The following is a 17,358-nucleotide window of genomic DNA, read 5'->3' as shown; positions in this document are numbered from 1 at the left end:
ATTAATCACACATATCTTGATATCAAGACATTTTCGAAACGGTACCAATGAGAACTACGCGAATGACATCATTAAGCACTACCCGCACACACTCACGCAAAAGAGCTTGGCTTGCCCCACTGGTGTATCTGTTATCCGGCGGCGCCTTGCTGGGTCTATCGACTAATTTGGCAAAACTTGCCGGTGACATTCAGCTACCGGCGCTCGCTTTTCTGTTTTGGTCAATTTCAGGAGCGGCGCTTATTCTATTGGTTCTCGCGGCCTTCCGCGGCAATCTGCCGCCGGTTAACGTTCGCACCGTTGAGTATTACGCTATTTCAGGTCTGCTGGGCGTAGCGGGTGCCAACCTGCTTTTTTCTCAGCTATCCCCCATGTGGGTGCGGGGTTCGTGGCATTAATCATCACTCTGCCACCGCTACTCACCTACTTCGGCGCATTAGCGTTAAAAATGGAGCGGTTTCAGTTGTTGCGTGCGGCGGGGGTTATATCAGCCCTGGCGGGGGCCGTCACCCTGGCCTTCCATAAGCTTTCGGCGCCGGATGCCAATTACCTCTGGATTCTCCTCGCTTTAATTGGTCCCGTTCTGCTGGCTATCGGCAACCTCTACCGAACCTTACGCTGGCCAGAAGGCGTATCCAGTGATGCGTTGGCGCCGGGGATGCTTATCGCAGCGGCCATCATTCTCCTCAGCGTGGGGTTTCTGCCTGGCTTCTCACTGAACGTTCCGACAGAACGTCCCCTGCCGTTCTTGCTGATTGCACTCCAGGCGATGGTCTTCGCAGGCCAGTTCTTACTGCTCTTCCTGCTACAGAAAAGCGGCGGCCCGGTGTTTCTGAGCCTATTGGGTTCCGTCGGCGCCGTGGTCGGCGTTCCGGTCGCCATATTGCTGCAAGGAGAAACCGCTCCCGAAGGCTTACTGCTTGGCACCCTATTAATTGGAGCCGGAATTACCCTGCTCAACATTGGCAAAGCCAAACAACTTAACTAAGGAGCCTCTGATTAACGTAATGAGCGAAGACCAGACAAGGCAAAAATCAACGAAAAGCGGAGTTTACGGGTTGTAAATGAGCATTTTGAGGCGATTTTTAACGCCGTATGGTCAATCGCAATAGTTAATCAGAGGTTTCCTAATTAATCCAAGAGAGATATATCATGAAGATTGCAATATTTGGTGCTGCTGGCGACGTTGGCAAACGCATTATGAATGAAGCATTAGCACGTGGTCATAACGTAACCGGCGTGGTGAGAACAGAGAGTCAGCTTAACAAACTGCCCGCTGAAGCCAGCCGCTGTGTCGCGGATATAGCGGACTCACACCAGCTAGCTCATGTTATTCAAGGACAAGACGTGCTGATCAGCGCCGTTCGCCCACCCGATGGAAAAGAAGCGACGCTGGTAGCGCTAACCCGCTCTCTAATGGCGAGTGCCCTCCCGATTCAGCGAGTGCTCTTGGTAGGCGGAGCCGCACGATTGCTAATCCCCGGGCGCGCCGGTGATACGGTATTAACAGCCCCCGATTTCCTTCCTGCCTCTGCGCTAGAAATTGCCAAGGCATGCCAAGCTCAGTATGAACTCTGCTTGGGTGAAACCCGCACAGCGTGGACTTATTTCTCCCCTGCCGCCATGCTCATGCCTGGAGAGCGTACGGGACGATATCGTCTTGGCACCGATACCCTCGTCATGGACAATAACGGAGAATCTCGCATTTCAATGGAGGATTTCGCGGTAGCGATGCTTGATGAAGCAGAGACGCCCCAGAATATTCAGAAAGCCTTTACGGTAGGTTATTAATACAAAAAATCGGCAAACTACCCCGCCATCCAACCTAAAAAAGTAAAGCGAGCGTCGGTAGGTTCCAGCAGCAGCACCGGCGCAATCTCTGGTAGTACTTAACAGTAAAGCCCCATTAATTGAACGGGTTAGAGTATGCTCCGCTCCATATAGTGAGTCCCGCCCTCGGTTTTACGCACGCGAAACCCCATACGCTCGTATAGCGCTATTGCTGGGTTGATACAAAACACACGCAGCCGAAGTAAGCGGATGCCCGACTGTTGGGCAGTTTCCTCCGTGTAGCGAATAGCCGTTGTGCCTAAGCCTTGACGTTGCCACTTCTGCTCAATTTGTAGCTCTCGAATATAGTAAGCGGCTTCATCGTGATTTATGCATAACAACCCTACTGGGCTAGCGTTAATAACTAATTCGTAACTGTCTAACTCATCCCATTGTTTATCAAACAGGGCTGTATTCCAGCGCATATCCAACTGTTCGTAGTAAGCAGACATATTTTGGCGAATTAATTTTTCCGCGAACGCCTTGTCGTTAGTAAACCGAATAATAGGCGTCATATCTCGAATCCTAGTACTGCTTTCACGAACTTGTAGCTAGAAGTGCAGTATTAGCTCGGGCTATTTCATACTGACTAAACACGTGCACACCATGTTCCCGGAGCAGTGCGGCTGTTACTCCCATACCCGGTACTTTTTTACCAGAGAAACTGCCGTCATAAATAGCGGTGCTTCCGCATGAAGGACTGAACTCAGCAAGCACTGCGATATCGATATCGAATTTACGGCACAGGTTCAAAGCGATAGAGGCACCTGCTAAAAATTCATTGGTCACCTTGCCCCCATCGTTTTCGATAACATCGACCTCACCGTTTAAAACGCCCTTACCACTGCCCTTGAAAATCTCCGCGGGCGGCCTGGGAATACTCATTCCCGCCTCAACTTCAGGGCAGACAGAAACAATTCGTCCTTCCGAACGCCATCGCTCAACGATCTGATCATCCACGGAAAGAGCACCACCATCATAGCGAACCTTTTTACCCAACAGGCAGGCGCTTATTAATATTTTTCTCAAATCACCAATCTCCAGTAGGGTGGTTAACGTAAAACTGATGCTTAAAATATCCCCTAACTGAGCGAGTTCTTCCTATCAATCATCAAACTTTAACTACTTTCAAAAGTATACTCGACTAAAACTTGCCAAACGTTTGAAGCCAATGACAAGCTGCCTCAATGCCATCTTCACTCACTAAGAGTCCCAAGTGCGAGGTGTCTGGAACGGTGACGACTGCGGCGTCTGGGACATGCGGTCGAACGGTCGACTCAAAGCGATCGGCGAAAAAGGCCTCATCCGCGGCACCGGTCAGGATAAGGCTAGGCACGTTTATAGAACGAAGATCATCTCGGTAGTTAGAAGGATTAAACCCCGTCATCAGGCGATAAGAGTAAGCCAGTGTCTCCGAGCCATTGCGGTACTCAGCCGGTAAATTAAACCGCAGCACGGTCGAGCCGTTCAAACTTGTCACGCCCAGCCTGTTGAGAAGAGATAGCGCAATAATTTTAGCCACACTCGGCTCGGCCCATCCCCCTGAGTTATTACGCACGGTAGGGGCATCGTGCCCCAGATAGGGCGCCAGCAATAGGTATGCAGAGGCAAGATGTCCGTACTCCCCACCCGCAAAACGTATCGCAAGTCCTCCGCCTGATGAATGGCCTCCCACCACTATGCTGGATATTGCTGAGTTTTCCGCTTTTATATGATAAATAAAATCAGCCAGATCATCCTCAAGCTGATTGATATAATCGATATCGCCACGCCGTTGCGGAGAAGGCCCATGGCCGCGCACATCAGGCGTATACACAGCAGCAGCGCCTGCATCAGCTAACGCCTGGGCAAAAGTGGCCAAATATTTGCTATCCGTTCCTGATCCATGAAGAAGAACAAGTGCAGTGGGCGAATCACTGGGATAATGCCGATACGACAGTGCTGTTCCATCGCGAGCGTCAAAGCGCAGTAGTGATGGTAATTGGCTCACTGCGCCTTGCTCAGAAACCAACGCCTCAAAATCTAAACCGTTAGCGCTTGTTTCTGTAGACATTGCTAACAATACTCCCATAGCGAAGATCAACATACGTTGTTGCATAGACATTTCCTGAGCACATAAACCAGTGCATGCTGGCGGTCAGAACACGTTCAAGACGGAAAATAAGGTGTCCCAATTATCAAGCGAGTATGGTCAGTTTGGCTTCGTTTAACCAAACCGACTACCGTTACCGTTGCGCCGCTTTGGCCAACCGGCTATAGAGCGTTGATCGGGCAATGCCGAGTTGCTTTGCCGCTTGGGTTAGGTTACCGCCTTGACGCGCTATGGCTTCTTTGATGAGAAATTCTTCCGATGTCCTGAGATCAGAAGGTGAAGAATATCCCACACCAGTAACGGGAAGTGCCTCCTTACCCATACGAACGTCTTCGGGTAGGTCATGAATTTCGATACGAGACCCCGAGGCCATCAGCAGCGCCATTTCCAGCACATTGCGTAGTTCGCGTACATTTCCCGGCCAATGGTAACGACGCAGGCAGTCCTGAACCTCGTTCGACAGCGACAGGGGCGCGCAGCCCCGCTGCACAGCAAGTGCTCTGCATAGCGCCTCAGCGATCAACAGCACATCGTCGCCCCGCTCACGCAGCGGGGGAATCCTCAAGCGCAGCGTCGCGATACGGTAAAACAGATCCTGGCGAAAGCCCACCTTTTCCACTTCCTTGGCCAAGTGGCGGTTGGTCATCGATACCAAGCTGATATTAACATGCTTTTCTTGGTGGCTGCCGATACGGTAGACGATGCCATCCTCCAGCACCCGTAGCAGATACGGCTGCATATCGAGCGGAAGCTCACCAATTTCGTCGAGACACAGGGTGCCCCCATTGGCCATCTCGATCTTGCCAGCCACCGAACGATCGGCTCCGGTAAAGGCCCCCTTCTCGTGACCAAACAGCTCACTGGCGATCAACTCACGAGGCATCGCCCCACAGTTGATCGGCACAAACGCCCCCGCGCGCTGCGCTTCGCCGTGAACCGCGCGCGCAAACAGCTCCTTGCCCACCCCCGTCTCCCCCTCAATCAGGATGGGGGCACCACTTTGCGCCATCTTTTGTGCGGTCGCACAGGTGTCGCGCATGACGCGACTCTCACCGATGATATCGTCAAAGCCGGTAAGCCGTTGAGGCGCGGTGAAGCGCGATGGATGGGTGGGTTGAGAAACACTGGGCAGGATAAGGATATAGCCGAGCAGTTTCCGATCCACCACGGGTTCGCAACGCGCCCCGGGGATCAGTCCCTCGATGGATTCAATAAAACCGGTCAGCGTATCCCCGATAACCTCTTGCCCAACGTCCAGCCTGCCACGCTGGCTGTCCAGCAAACGGGGGCAGCGACGACGCAACTCTTGCAGGGCACGACTGGTGGCGTAGAGCACTTTCCCGCTGTGCGAGAGCGCGATCGATGTGTCATTCAGCCCTGAAAAGCGCTTGGCCAGAAAGTAGTGCAGCACCCCTTCGTGCTCGACCTCCATTTCATGGGCCAGCAGCGCTTCCACCTGGCGGGCGATGGCGATGGCATGAGCGAGACTCTGGGGGTAGAAGGTGTCAGCAGGCCCGGAAATATCGACAACACCCAGTAGTCGCTGATCGCGAGGATCGGTTACGGGCGCAGCGGCGCAGGTCCACTTTTTGACTTCGTTGCAAAAGTGCTCGACCGCATGGATCTGCACGGGGGCATTCAGCATGATCGCCGTGCCGATGGCATTGGTGCCGATACTGGCTTCATCCCAGCGCCCACCGTTCTGCAACCTGATGTCCTGCCCCGCATCGATGGCACGCGGATCTCCCGCGGTTTCGAGAATCACGCCCTGGGGGTCGGCGAGAATGATCATCGATTGGGTATCGTTGAGACGCTCCTGCCCTTCCCTGATGGCCAAGCGCGAAGCATATAGAAATGGTGAGTGCTGAAGCTTGAGACGATGGAGCTCGCCCTCCTTGAGCAAGGTTGTGGCATTGCGTTCGACATCGATACCGTGTTGCAGACTACGCTGCCATGACGCCAAGACGGGTGGACTGATAGGCGTGGATGCAACGCCATATTGCTGAAAAGTGTCCCAGGCTTGCTGAATGTTTTTGTTATCGATCATGCCATTCTCCTGTGGTACAGCAGCCGCATGTCCAACGAAGGAGGACAGCGGAGGCACGGCGAGTGGCTGGCCCGTCGCCACGCCAGTCCACGATTGAGTGCCTTGATAACTCCTCCCTCCGAAGGTAGAAATCTTTTTTGGTTGAAGCTAGACATGCGGTTACGCCAAGCGCAACTAGACCTTCGGCGTAAAAAGCAACACCACCAATCTGACCGGCTGCGTTCATTGAGTCTAGCGCAAACGCCGACAAGGGTTGACCGTACGACTTCCGAACGGTCAGGTGTCCAGATCCCGTACACTCTGTTTTCATAACCAGCACGTCCTACGCTTAGGTATCCAATAAAATCATCGCGCTAGCTTCTGATCGTCAAGTTGGCACACTTCATGCCCCTTATGTTGTGACGTTCGTTCGGATACTCGAACGGATTCGTACAACAACAATGAGGAGTAGTCGCATGCCCGAAGCTACAGCCCCACAACGCAACGTCCAGGTCCTCGGCATCGATGCCGGCGGTACCATGACGGACACCTTCTTTGTCGATGCCGAAGGCGAGTTCGTCGTCGGCAAGGCCCAAAGCACTCCGGAGAACGAAGCCCTCGGCCTGATCGCCTCGAGCGAGGACGGCCTGGCCAACTGGAACCTGCCGCTGGACCAGGCGCTGCCGCAGTTGAAGACGGGCGTCTATTCAGGAACTGCCATGCTCAACCGCGTCGTCCAGCGCAAGGGGCTGAAATGTGGCCTCATCGTCAATGCCGGCATGGAGGATTTCCACCGCATGGGCCGCGGCATTCAGGCCTACCTGGGCTTCGCCTACGAGGACCGGATCCATCTCAATACCCACTACTACGACGAACCGCTGGTGCCCCGCCGACTCACCCGGGGAGTGATCGAACGCGTCGACATGTTCGGTAGCGTGGTCATCCCGCTACGCGAGGAGGGAGCGCGGCAGGCGGCCCGGGAGCTGATCGACAGCGATGTCGAAGGCATCGTCATCAGTCTCCTGCACTCCTACAAGAATGCCACCCACGAACGCCGGGTGCGGGACATCGTGCTGGAGGAGGTTGCCAGAAGCGGCAAACAGATCCCGGTGTTCGCCTCCACCGACTACTACCCGGTACGCAAGGAGAGCCATCGCACCAATACCACGATTCTCGAGGGTTATGCCGCCGAGCCGTCGCGAAAGACGTTGCAGAAGATATCCACCGCCTTCAAGGAGCACGGCACCAAGTTCGATTTCCGGGTCATGGCCACCCATGGCGGCACCATCGCCTGGAAAGCCAAGGAGCTGGCACGCACCATCGTCTCCGGCCCCATCGGTGGCGTCATCGGCGCCAAGTACCTGGGCGAGGTGCTGGGCTACAAGAATATCGCCTGCTCGGACATCGGCGGCACGTCGTTCGACATGGCGCTGATCACCCAGGGCGAGCTGACCATCAAGAACGATCCGGACATGGCGCGACTGGTGCTGTCACTGCCGTTGGTGGCGATGGACTCGGTCGGTGCCGGCGCCGGCAGTTTCATCCACCTGGATCCCTACACCAAGTCGATCAAGCTGGGACCGGATTCGGCCGGTTATCGGGTGGGCGTGTGCTGGGCCGACAGCGGCATCGACACCATTACCATCTCCGACTGCCACCTGGTGCTCGGCTACCTGAATCCCGACAACTTCCTCGGTGGCGCCATCAAGCTCGACCGTCAGCGCTCCCACGACGCCATCAAGCAGCAGTTGGCCGACCCGCTGGGATTGTCGGTGGAGGATGCCGCCGCCGGGGTGATCGAACTGCTCGACAGCGAGCTGCGCGACTACCTGCGCGCAATGATCTCCGGCAAGGGCTACAGTCCCGGCAGTTTCGTTTGCTTCTCCTACGGCGGCGCCGGCCCGGTTCACACCTACGGCTATACCGAGGGGCTGGGTTTCGAGGACGTGATCGTACCGGCCTGGGCCGCCGGGTTCTCGGCCTTCGGCTGTGCCGCGGCAGATTTCGAGTATCGCTATGACAAGAGCCTGGACATCAACCTGGCCTGCGACGCGCCCGCCGAGCAGCGCGAAGCCGCCTCGAGGACTCTGCAGCAAGCCTGGGACGAGCTGACCCAGAACGTGCTCGAGGAGTTCAAGCTCAACGGCTACACGCCGGACCAGGTCACCCTGCAGCCCGGCTACCGCATGCAGTATCGCGGCCAGCTCAACGACCTCGAGATCGACGCACCGCTGGACAAGGTCGACAGCGAAGCCGACTGGCTGGCGCTGGAGCAGGCCTTCAACGACACCTACGGCCGGGTCTACGCCGCCTCGGCGCGCTCACCGGAACTGGGCTACTCGGTCACCGGCGCGATCATGCGCGGCAGCGTGCCGACGACCAAACCCCGCATCCCCAAGGAAGCGCTCGGCAGCGAGACACCGGATGACGGTGCCTTCCTGGGAACGCGTCGCTTCTACCGCAAACAGCGCTGGGTCGACGCGCAACTCTACCTGATGGAAGCACTCAACCCTGGCAATCGCATCGCCGGGCCGGCCGTCATCGAATCCGACGCCACGACCTTCATCGTGCCCGAAGGCTTCGAGACGTTCCTCGACGAGCACCGTCTGTTCCATCTCACCCAGACCTGATCCCGCGCGAACTCCATAACAATGTGATCGAAGAATGTCATCGAAGGAGTACCCTCATGAACCAGCCAGAACACGTCAAGACAACGAACCAAACCCAGGGCATCGTCCGCGGCGGTGAAACCCTCAAGGCACACCGCGACCGGATCATGGCCGACACCCGGCAGTCACGGCACTACGCCGGCCTCGAGACCCTGGAACTGCGCGACAAGCACCCCATTCTCTACAACAAGCTGTTCTCCCGTCTGCGCGCCGGCGTCGTCGATGCGCGCGAGACGGCCAAGCGCATTGCCGCCTCGCCGATCGTCGAGCAGGAGGGCGAACTCTGTTTCACCCTCTACAACGCTGCAGGCGACTCCATCCTCACCTCTACCGGCATCATCATCCACGTCGGCACCATGGGCGCCGCGATCAAGTACATGATCGAGAACGACTGGGAGAGCAATCCGGGCGTCAACGACAAGGACATCTTCTGCAACAACGATTCGCTGATCGGTAACGTCCACCCCTGCGATATTCATACCATCGTGCCCATCTTTCACCAGGGGGAACTGATCGGCTGGGTCGGCGGCGTCACCCACGTCATCGACACGGGCGCCGTCGGGCCGGGCTCGATGGCCACCGGCCAGGTGCAGCGCTTCGGCGATGGCTACTCCATCACCTGCCGCAAGGTCGGTGCCGACGACACGCTGTTCCGCGACTGGCTGCACGAGAGTCAGCGCATGGTGCGCACCACACGCTACTGGATGCTCGACGAGCGCACCCGGGTCGCCGGCTGTCACATGATTCGCCAGCTGGTCGAGGACGTGATCGCCGAGGAAGGGATCGATGCCTACTGGAAGTTCGCCTACGAGGCCGTCGAACATGGTCGGATCGGCCTCCAGAATCGCATCAAGGCGATGACCATTCCCGGCAAGTATCGGCAGGTGGGCTTCGTCGACGTGCCCTACGATCACGAGGACGTACGCGTGCCCTCGGACTTCGCCAAGGTCGATACCATCATGCACGCGCCATCGGAGATGACCATCCGCCCGGACGGCACCTGGAAGCTCGATTTCGAGGGTGCCAGCCGCTGGGGCTGGCATACCTACAACGCCCATCAGGTCAGCTTCACCTCGGGTATCTGGGTGATGATGACCCAGACCCTGATACCGTCGGAGATGATCAACGATGGGGCCGCCTACGGCACCGAATTCCGGCTGCCCAAGGGCACCTGGATGAATCCGGACGACCGCCGCGTGGCGTTTTCCTACTCCTGGCACTTCCTGGTGTCCAGTTGGACGGCACTGTGGCGCGGTCTCTCCCGCTCCTACTTCGGACGCGGCTATCTCGAGGAGGTCAATGCCGGCAATGCCAACACCTCCAACTGGCTGCAGGGCGGCGGCTTCAACCAGTACGACGAGATCCATGCGGTCAACAGCTTCGAATGCGCGGCCAATGGCATCGGCGCCTCGGCCTACGCCGATGGCCTCAGCCATGCCGCGGCGATCTGGAACCCCGAAGGCGACATGGGCGACATGGAGATCTGGGAACTGGCCGAGCCGCTGATCTATCTCGGCCGTCAGATCAAGGCCAGCTCCGGTGGTTCCGGCAAGTATCGCGGCGGCTGCGGCTGGGAGAGCCTGCGCCTGGTATGGAACGCCAAGGATTGGAGCATGTTCTTCATGGGCAACGGCCACATCAGCTCCGACTGGGGCCTGATGGGGGGCTATCCGGCCGCCTCCGGCTACCGCTTCGCCGCCCATGACACCAACCTCGAGCAACTGATTGCCGAGGGCAAGCCGATCCCGCTCGGCGGCGACATCGACCCGGGCAATCCCGTCTACGAAAGCCTGATTCCCGATGCCAAGATCAAGCGCGACAAGCAGGCGATCACCACCGAGGAGATGTACAAGGACTACGACCTCTACCTCAACACCATGAAGGGTGGCCCCGGTTTCGGCGATCCGCTGGATCGCGACCCACACAGCGTGGTTGCCGATCTCGAGGGCGGCTACGTATTGCCACGCTTCGCCGATTCCATCTACGGCGTGGTCGTCAGGGAAAACAGCGACGGTTTCTACACCCTGGACGAGGCGGCCACCACCGCCCGCCGCCAGGAGATCCGCAAGCAGCGACTGGAACGCGCCGTGCCGACCCGCGAGTGGATGGCCCATGAGCGGCAGAAAATCATCGACAAACGGGCCTCGACCCAAGTCCAGCAGATGTTTGCCGCCTCGTTCAAGCTGGGACCACGTTTCTACGCCGACTTCAAGGCGTTCTGGGAATTGCCGGACGAGTGGGAACTGAACGAGGAGGAGATCGGTATCCCCCACTACGGCTCACGCTACCACATGGACCTCTCCGAGCTGCCGGATGTACATACCGTGCAGTTCGTCGAGGAGTAAACCGGCCGAGTCCGCCACCACCATTCCGTAAGGAGTTCAAGATGTCTTACCCACGCAACAAGATCGCCGATCTCGTCGACGGCACCATCGACCGCGATACGCTACACCGGATGCAGTCGACCCCGAAGGATCCAGAACGCTTCGAAACCTACCGCGCCATCCTGCAGGAACGCGTGCCCTGGGAGGATCACATTATCCTGCCGCTAGGCCCCAAGCTGTACATCGTGCAGGAAAAAGACACCCACCACTGGGTGGTCAAGTCCGAGGCTGGCCATGTGTTCTGCGACTATCGCGAGAACTGGAAACTGCACGCCGTCGTCCATGTGCGCGATACCCAGGAGGCGCTCGACGAGGTCTACCCGAAGCTGATGGCGCCCAGCGCCGGTTGGCAAACCATCCGCGAGTACTACTGCCCGCTGAGCGGCGACCTGCTCGACGTCGAGGCCCCCACCGAGTGGTACCCGGTGATCCACGACTTCGAGCCGGATATCGAAGCTTTCTACGAGCAGTGGGTGGGGTTACCTGTGCCGGAGCGAGCATAGACCCGCGCATGGACCGCTGAAACGGATCGCCGAAGACCGTTGAAGCGGTAACCTTCGATTCGACACCAGGAGGGGCTGACATGGCGTAAGGCCCATGTCAGCCCTTTGAGTAGTCAACGGCAGCGCCTCGTTATGTTCGCTGCTTCCAACGTTGAGGGTCACGGCTACCGTGCATGACTGCCACTATGACAATAAAATCTGGTTCGATACGGTAGAACACGCCGAAAGGAAAACGGTTAATAAGTGCACGGCGCGTGTCCCGGTGCACAATTGGATAAAGTCTTGGCTCCTCGGCGATTTGCTCAAAGGATTTAACAACTTCATCAAGGAACGCCTGCCCCAATCCAGGTCTTTGCTGGGTATACCAAGCTGCTGCATCTTCAATATCTTGCTCAGCTTCAGGACGAATATAGACACGATGGCTCATAACCGCTTGCGAATGTCTGCGACAACATCTTCTGCGGGGCGGCCCGGATCACGGTCGAGTTCGTAAGCCTCCAAGCGGCGATCTAGTTCATGCCGCTGCGCCTCAGAGAGGGGAAGCGCACTTTGGTCGGCCGCGATACTGTCCCAGAGTTCTTCGACCAAGTGAAGGCGCTGCTCCACTGGAAGATCATGTAATGTCGATGTGTTCATAGCCACCTCATAAAGTTCGATATTATCCGAAATCGCTCCCCAAATATAACCATTGCGATTGCCACATTTCATGGCCCCATCTTGAACGCAATGAATGGATAGAAGCCAATATAGCAGGCTATTACAGCGACTACCGTCCTTTAGCGTTTATCTTCGAGCGATGTATCGGCTCCCCCCCTATACGATTAACACCAAGGCATGGCCTTGGTGTTTTATTTTACTACTTAACGAATCCCCTACCCCAACTGAAACGGGTAAACCGGCCCGATCTTTAACAACTGCGTCAGTTCATCCAGCGCGGTGAGGGACTCTTCTGCCAGCTGCGGGTCGGCCAAATCATCCGGGGCGAGGCGGTCGCGGTAGTGGCGCTCCACCCAGGCGGTGAGGTCATCGTAAAGCGCATCAGTGAGCAGCACGCGGCCGGTTAGCGCTGCTCGCTCTGCCTCGGAAAGAACCACGCGCAGGCGCAGGCAAGCGGGGCCGCCGCCGTTGCGCATGCTCTGCTTAACGTCTTTAACGATCACTTCGCTGATGGGGTTATTGCCTGCTAGCAGGTGATTTTGGATGGTGTTCCATACTGCTTCGCGCTCCTGGCATTCGCCGGGGACCACAAGCGTCATGGTGCCATCCGGATTGGAGAGCAGCTGCGAGTTGAACAGGTACGAGGCTACCGCATCTTCCAGGCTCACTGCCTCAAGGGGCACCCGCACCGGAATAAGTGGCGTACTCATTTTAGCACGCAGCGCATCCAGGGTGCCCTCTTCGTCCAGAAAGGCCATTTCGTGGTAGAGCAGCACAGGGCCGTTGCCCACTGCAATGACATCGTTATGGAAGACGCCCGCGTCGATAGCATCCGGGTGCTGCTGGGCAAATACCGTCTGCTCCTGTGTTAACCCGTGCTGGCGGGCCACCGCCTGGCTGGCTTCCAGGGTTTGCCGGGCGGGGTAGCGCTGGGGTTCGCGATCGCCGCTATGCACGTCACCAAACGTTTGGCGGCCATATACGAACAGGTGAACGCCCGGCTCGCCGTACTCACCACATAAACGGGTGTGATTAGCCGCCCCTTCGTCAGAAAAGGCAGGCGTTGCAGGCAGCACCGGGTGGTGGGCGAAGTGCTGTTCGTCGCGGAAAATTGCCTGCAGCACGTGACCGGTGGTTTGCGGTTCTAAATAGCGGTGAAAGCTGGACTGTAGATTCGCTGGCGTGAAATGTACCCGACTATCCGGTACATCCATGCTGGGCGTCATCGTGCCCGCGTTAGCCGTCCACATACTGGACGCCGAGCAGACTGCTCGCAGTAGTTGAGGGGCCTCTTTGGCGGCGCGGGCCAGAACGTCGCTATTGCTGCCGCTAAAGCCTAAATCACGCAGTGCGCCAATATCGGGGCGCTGCTGGGGTGGCAGCACCCCTTGGGCATAGCCCGCGTCCATCAACGACTTCATCTTGAGAAGACCCTGCAACGCGCCCTCTTTGGGGTTGGAGACCAGGCCGCCGTGGCTCATAGACGCCACATTACCTACCGCCAGCCCGGAGTAGTTATGGGTTGGGCCGACTAAGCCATCAAAATTGACTTCCCTGGCGCTGCTGATGTCGGCGGCACTCATAGGCTCACTCCCGGCGGCAGGGTCTCGGGCATCTCCAGGCTGTCGGCTTCCATGGAGGCCACCGGGTAGGCGCAGTAGTCCGCCGCATAAAACGCGCTGGGACGGTGGTTGCCGCTGTCACCCACACCACCAAAAGGTGCATCGCCGGAGGCACCGGTGGTTTGGCGGTTCCAGTTGACGATTCCGGCACGAATACGCAGCAGGAAGTCATCCCAATCGGCTTGTTCGCCCCCAATCAGCCCGGCAGAAAGCCCGTAACGGGTATTGTTGGCAAGCTGTAGCGCTTCATCCCAATCGCGATAGCGGTGGATTTTCAGCAGCGGGCCGAAATGCTCCTCATCCGGCACGGCAAGTCCGGTCACATCAATCAGCGCGGGACTTAACAGGCTGGTGTTCTCTTTCAGGCGCTGCATGCGATTGATCACTATGCCCCCCATGGCCTCCAGCTCATCTTGAGCCTTGAGCAGGCCGTCCGCCGCCGCTACGCTGACCAAACCGCCATAGAACGGCGCAGGATTTTCCTCGAACTGCCCCGCCACGTGTAGCTTGGTAATCGCCTCTGAAAGCGCATCGATCAAGCGATCGCCTACTGCACCCTCCGGCACCATTAAGCGCCGCGCGCAGGTGCAGCGCTGGCCGCCGGAGAGGTACGCCGACTGCAGAATGGTCAATACCGCGGCACGCTCGTCGTCGATATCCTTCACTACCAGGGGGTTATTGCCGCCTAGTTCCAGCGCCAGAATTTTATCCAGTTGTCCGGCAAACTGTTGGTGCAACATACCGCCCACTTTGGCGCTACCGGTAAACAGCAGGCCATCAATATCGGGGTTACCTACCAGCGCCTGGCCTACCGGCACACCGCCCTGCACCAGGTTAATGACGCCTGCCGGAAGCCCGGCCTCTAGCCAGCACTGCAGGGTCAAATCCGCGGTAAATGGAGTTTGGTCGCTGGGCTTGAAGACCACACAGTTACCCGCCAATAGCGCCGGCACCATATGGCCGTTGGGCAGGTGGCCAGGGAAGTTGTAAGGGCCAAACACCGCCATCACGCCATGAGGACGATGGCGCAGCACAGCGTTTGCACTGCCCACCGCTTTTTCCCGTTCACTGGTGCGCTCGTTATACGCCTTAACCGAAAGCGCCACCTTACCCACCATGGCACCCGCTTCGGTGCGCGCTTCCCAGAGCGGTTTACCGGTTTCAGAGGCAATCGCCACGGCCAGGTCTTCACCACGTGTTTTTAGCACCTCGGCAAATCGCTCGACAAGCGCCTGGCGCTCGGCAAAGGGTGTGCGCGCCCAGCCGGGAAAGGCACCGCGGGCGGCTTTCACAGCGGCCGTGACCTGTTCTGAGCTAGCCGTCGCTGCTTGCCATAGCGACTTGCCAGAAACGGGGTCGAGCTTGCTCAACGGCTCGGCGTCGCCTGCAACCCAGGCGCCATTGATCAGTTGCTGCTGTTGGGCGTGCATAAAACTCTCCTGTAAACGTCGCCTAGGTCTCGAGTAGCCTTAGGGTATCGCCGGTGGCAACGCCTAAGCGCTGCGCTTCTTGTTCGCTCAGCACGACGGTGTTGTCATCAGCAGGCGCGCGGCCTACCCAACTGGCGGTAAAGTGCAGCATCTGGGTGGTGGCCGCCAGCCAGCGGCTGACACTCTCTTCACTGGCAGCGGCAGAGACCTCCACCTGGCAGAGCCGTGAGTTGCGAATGGCACGCACGTCATCAATGTACGCCTCCACCGTCGGGCCACCGTCGAAAATATCGATATAGCCTTCCCAGCGCAGCCCCTCTTTCTTAAGCATCTCCAGCGCCGGGCGGGTATGGCGATGCACCTGACCAATACAGGCCCGCGCCTCTTCGGCCATAAAAGTGGTGTAAATGGGGAACTTGGGCATCAGCTCGCCAATAAAGCTCTTCTGCCCCAGGCCGGTTAGGCGGTCAGCTTCGCTGAAATCCATAGGGAAGAAGTGTTTGCCCAGGCTCTCCCAGAAAGGACTGGTGTTGTTCTCGTCGAACACACCGCGCATTTCCGCTAATACTTTGTCGGGGAAACGGTCGCGAAACTGGGCAATAAACAGCCAGCGTGCTTTGGAGAGCAGCGCGCCGTTGCGCAAATGTTTGTTGGCTTCGCCGCGATACTCAGGACGCAGAAACAGCGAGCATACTTCGGCATCGCCGGTGTGGTCGGAGCTTAAAAACAGCGTGTCGATAGTGCGGTGAAGATCCAGCTGAATGGATGAGTGCGCAAGGGTTCCCAGCCGATAGTTATAGAACGGCACTTCGCGCCCGACTTGGCCCTCAATGGCACAGCAGCCCGCCAACTCGCCGCTTACTTCATCCTCTAGCACAAAGAAATAAAGCCGATCATCCACCGGAGTGCGCTCTTCAAAGGCACTGGCAGCCGCTTCAATCTTACCGGCTAGAAACTCGCGATTATCCGGCAGCGAGGTAAAGCCAACGCCCGCCTGCTGCGCAAGCGCCTGAAGCCCATCCAGATCATCACGGGCAATGGGTCGAATGCGCATTACATTTCTCCTTCATCGAGCGCGTCTACCACGGTGGGTAGCGTCAGCGGCGCAGCAAGCACCGCTCGCCCTTCCGTGACACCCAGCCGCTCAGCATGCTCCGCTGAGAGCATCAACTGGCCCGTGGGTGACAGCGCGTAGCGGGCGACGATGCAACGAAACTCGCCCAGCTTTTGATTGGCAACCAGCGCGGGTTCAGCATCCGGCAAAGCGTGTTCAGGGCGAATACGCACCGGGTGCCAGGCAGCACTGCGGAAGGTTTCCAACCGCTCGCGCTCGGCTTTGACAATCGGCCCGGCGTCGAAAATATCCACATGGCGCGAACGCACGAAGCCCTCCGCCAGCATCTCCTCCAACGCCTCTTCATGAGCAGGGTGCTCACGACCTATCGCCGCCCGCGCCTGGGGTGTTAGCAGCGGCAAATAGAGCGGGAACTGGGGCATTACTTCGGCGATAAAGCTTTTCGAGCGCACCCCGGCAATGTGGTTAATATCCTGGAAACTGCGGGCGAAAAAGTGCCGCCCCACGCTTTCCCAGAACGGCGACTCATTGTGAGCATCCAAGTAGCCGGGAAACGCCACCGCCAGAATACGCGAAAACCGCTCGGGGTACTGGGCGATAAACATCAACCGCGCCCGGCGCAGCAGGCTCTCCGCGCTGGTGCCTTTATAACGCGGGTTAAGCGAAAAGGCGCACAGCAGGGTAGCGTCAGAAACTTCATGGGAGAGCGCTAGCGTCTGCACTTCACGACGTACGTTCAACTGCTGGGAGGCGTGAATCAGCGTTTCCTGGCGGTAGGTGTAGTAGGCCTCATTGGCACCCGCCTGGGCACGTATGGTGGCGGTACCGAGCACTTCCTCGCGTGTGTCATCGGCGAGAACAAACGTATAGTGCTCGTTTTCTGGAAACTCGACATCGCCGTTAAAGGCGTCTTGAGAGCGCGCAATGCGCTCCTGAAGCCGCTCACGGTTAGCAGGCAAGTTGGTCAACTTAGGTACTGCATGCTCGGCTAATTGCTCAAGCGCCGTGAGATCAGACGCTTTAACGGGTCGAACTACCAGCATCCTCGACGCCCCCTCTTCAGTTAACAC

16 protein-coding genes are annotated in these 17,358 nt (G+C 57.8%); 6 read left to right on the top strand and 10 right to left on the bottom strand.

Annotated features, from left to right (window positions below; genetic code table 11):
- Nucleotides 1-62: 62 nt before the first annotated feature.
- The 3 genes from HALA3H3_RS27420 (at nt 63) to HALA3H3_RS15520 (ending at nt 1,791) form a co-directional block, all read left to right on the top strand.
- Nucleotides 63-398 carry a hypothetical protein gene (locus HALA3H3_RS27420; protein ID WP_022522509.1) on the top strand — a complete coding sequence of 112 codons (336 nt, stop codon included), beginning with the start codon at nt 63-65 and terminating at the stop codon, nt 396-398.
- Entirely contained in the window at nt 389-988 is a 600-nt protein-coding gene (locus HALA3H3_RS27415) for a hypothetical protein (protein WP_022522508.1), read from the top strand. Before HALA3H3_RS27420 ends, HALA3H3_RS27415 begins: the two co-directional genes overlap by 10 nt.
- A 164-nt stretch (nt 989-1,152) precedes the next feature.
- Entirely contained in the window at nt 1,153-1,791 is a 639-nt protein-coding gene (locus tag HALA3H3_RS15520) for an NAD(P)-dependent oxidoreductase (protein WP_022522507.1), read from the top strand.
- A gap of 128 nt (nt 1,792-1,919) precedes the next feature.
- On the opposite strand, the gene HALA3H3_RS15515 is transcribed toward HALA3H3_RS15520, so the two are convergent.
- From HALA3H3_RS15515 to HALA3H3_RS15500, 4 genes are all read right to left on the bottom strand, one after another.
- A complete protein-coding gene (locus HALA3H3_RS15515) occupies nt 1,920-2,345 on the bottom strand; it encodes a GNAT family N-acetyltransferase (protein ID WP_022522506.1) in 426 nt (141 codons plus the stop codon).
- A gap of 22 nt (nt 2,346-2,367) precedes the next feature.
- Nucleotides 2,368-2,874 (bottom strand): 2-thiouracil desulfurase family protein, encoded by a 507-nt coding sequence (locus tag HALA3H3_RS15510; RefSeq protein WP_082116865.1) that lies wholly within the window; start codon nt 2,872-2,874, stop codon nt 2,368-2,370.
- Nucleotides 2,875-2,974: 100 nt separating this feature from the next.
- Nucleotides 2,975-3,928 (bottom strand): alpha/beta fold hydrolase, encoded by a 954-nt coding sequence (locus HALA3H3_RS15505; RefSeq protein ID WP_022522504.1) that lies wholly within the window; start codon nt 3,926-3,928, stop codon nt 2,975-2,977.
- A gap of 127 nt (nt 3,929-4,055) precedes the next feature.
- Nucleotides 4,056-5,969: a sigma-54-dependent Fis family transcriptional regulator gene (locus HALA3H3_RS15500; RefSeq protein WP_022522503.1), complete on the bottom strand. Its 1,914-nt coding sequence runs from the start codon at nt 5,967-5,969 to the stop codon at nt 4,056-4,058.
- A gap of 455 nt (nt 5,970-6,424) precedes the next feature.
- Between HALA3H3_RS15500 and HALA3H3_RS15495 the strand changes: the two genes are divergently transcribed.
- Genes HALA3H3_RS15495 through HALA3H3_RS15485 form a run of 3 tightly spaced genes read left to right on the top strand, consistent with a single transcriptional unit; the run spans nt 6,425 to nt 11,504 of the window.
- On the top strand, nt 6,425-8,578 hold the full coding sequence (locus tag HALA3H3_RS15495; protein ID WP_022522502.1) for a hydantoinase/oxoprolinase family protein: 2,154 nt from the start codon (nt 6,425-6,427) through the stop codon (nt 8,576-8,578).
- A gap of 56 nt (nt 8,579-8,634) precedes the next feature.
- A complete protein-coding gene (locus tag HALA3H3_RS15490) occupies nt 8,635-10,962 on the top strand; it encodes a hydantoinase B/oxoprolinase family protein (protein ID WP_022522501.1) in 2,328 nt (775 codons plus the stop codon).
- 41 nt (nt 10,963-11,003) lie between these two features.
- A complete protein-coding gene (locus HALA3H3_RS15485) occupies nt 11,004-11,504 on the top strand; it encodes an acetone carboxylase subunit gamma (protein WP_022522500.1) in 501 nt (166 codons plus the stop codon).
- Between the two features lie 130 nt (nt 11,505-11,634).
- Here HALA3H3_RS15485 and HALA3H3_RS15480 read toward each other — a convergent pair whose 3' ends face one another.
- From HALA3H3_RS15480 to HALA3H3_RS15455, 6 genes are all read right to left on the bottom strand, one after another.
- Nucleotides 11,635-11,931 (bottom strand): type II toxin-antitoxin system RelE/ParE family toxin, encoded by a 297-nt coding sequence (locus tag HALA3H3_RS15480; protein ID WP_022522499.1) that lies wholly within the window; start codon nt 11,929-11,931, stop codon nt 11,635-11,637.
- Complete coding sequence (locus HALA3H3_RS15475; RefSeq protein ID WP_053857213.1) at nt 11,928-12,140, bottom strand: addiction module protein; 213 nt, start codon at nt 12,138-12,140, stop codon at nt 11,928-11,930. Before HALA3H3_RS15475 ends, HALA3H3_RS15480 begins: the two co-directional genes overlap by 4 nt.
- A gap of 236 nt (nt 12,141-12,376) precedes the next feature.
- Nucleotides 12,377-13,744: an N-succinylarginine dihydrolase gene (astB, locus tag HALA3H3_RS15470; protein ID WP_022522497.1), complete on the bottom strand. Its 1,368-nt coding sequence runs from the start codon at nt 13,742-13,744 to the stop codon at nt 12,377-12,379.
- Nucleotides 13,741-15,213 carry a succinylglutamate-semialdehyde dehydrogenase gene (gene astD / locus HALA3H3_RS15465; RefSeq protein ID WP_022522496.1) on the bottom strand — a complete coding sequence of 491 codons (1,473 nt, stop codon included), beginning with the start codon at nt 15,211-15,213 and terminating at the stop codon, nt 13,741-13,743. The genes astB and astD overlap by 4 nt, the downstream gene beginning before the upstream one ends.
- 22 nt (nt 15,214-15,235) lie before the next feature.
- On the bottom strand, nt 15,236-16,267 hold the full coding sequence (astA, locus tag HALA3H3_RS15460; RefSeq protein WP_022522495.1) for an arginine N-succinyltransferase: 1,032 nt from the start codon (nt 16,265-16,267) through the stop codon (nt 15,236-15,238).
- Entirely contained in the window at nt 16,267-17,331 is a 1,065-nt protein-coding gene (locus tag HALA3H3_RS15455; RefSeq protein WP_053857006.1) for an arginine N-succinyltransferase, read from the bottom strand. The genes astA and HALA3H3_RS15455 overlap by 1 nt, the downstream gene beginning before the upstream one ends.
- Nucleotides 17,332-17,358 lie beyond the last annotated feature (27 nt).

This window comes from Halomonas sp. A3H3 (genome assembly GCF_000982975.1).
GTDB lineage: Bacteria > Pseudomonadota > Gammaproteobacteria > Pseudomonadales > Halomonadaceae > Vreelandella > Vreelandella titanicae.
Note: the sequence above shows the minus strand (reverse complement) of the source record. Positions and strands in the feature narration are given on the sequence as shown.

Excerpts from the sequence above, each read along its gene's own strand:
- HALA3H3_RS15500 (WP_022522503.1), bottom strand. The coding sequence starts at position 5,969 with ATGATCGATAACAAAAACATTCAGCAAGCCTGGGACACTTTTCAGCAA.
- HALA3H3_RS15480 (WP_022522499.1), bottom strand. The coding sequence starts at position 11,931 with ATGAGCCATCGTGTCTATATTCGTCCTGAAGCTGAGCAAGATATTGAA.
- astD (WP_022522496.1), bottom strand. The coding sequence starts at position 15,213 with ATGCACGCCCAACAGCAGCAACTGATCAATGGCGCCTGGGTTGCAGGC.
- HALA3H3_RS15515 (WP_022522506.1), bottom strand. The coding sequence starts at position 2,345 with ATGACGCCTATTATTCGGTTTACTAACGACAAGGCGTTCGCGGAAAAA.
- astA (WP_022522495.1), bottom strand. The coding sequence starts at position 16,267 with ATGCGCATTCGACCCATTGCCCGTGATGATCTGGATGGGCTTCAGGCG.
- HALA3H3_RS15475 (WP_053857213.1), bottom strand. The coding sequence starts at position 12,140 with ATGAACACATCGACATTACATGATCTTCCAGTGGAGCAGCGCCTTCAC.
- HALA3H3_RS15455 (WP_053857006.1), bottom strand. The coding sequence starts at position 17,331 with ATGCTGGTAGTTCGACCCGTTAAAGCGTCTGATCTCACGGCGCTTGAG.
- HALA3H3_RS27420 (WP_022522509.1), top strand. The coding sequence starts at position 63 with ATGACATCATTAAGCACTACCCGCACACACTCACGCAAAAGAGCTTGG.
- HALA3H3_RS15495 (WP_022522502.1), top strand. The coding sequence starts at position 6,425 with ATGCCCGAAGCTACAGCCCCACAACGCAACGTCCAGGTCCTCGGCATC.
- HALA3H3_RS15485 (WP_022522500.1), top strand. The coding sequence starts at position 11,004 with ATGTCTTACCCACGCAACAAGATCGCCGATCTCGTCGACGGCACCATC.
- astB (WP_022522497.1), bottom strand. The coding sequence starts at position 13,744 with ATGAGTGCCGCCGACATCAGCAGCGCCAGGGAAGTCAATTTTGATGGC.
- HALA3H3_RS15520 (WP_022522507.1), top strand. The coding sequence starts at position 1,153 with ATGAAGATTGCAATATTTGGTGCTGCTGGCGACGTTGGCAAACGCATT.
- HALA3H3_RS15490 (WP_022522501.1), top strand. The coding sequence starts at position 8,635 with ATGAACCAGCCAGAACACGTCAAGACAACGAACCAAACCCAGGGCATC.
- HALA3H3_RS15505 (WP_022522504.1), bottom strand. The coding sequence starts at position 3,928 with ATGCAACAACGTATGTTGATCTTCGCTATGGGAGTATTGTTAGCAATG.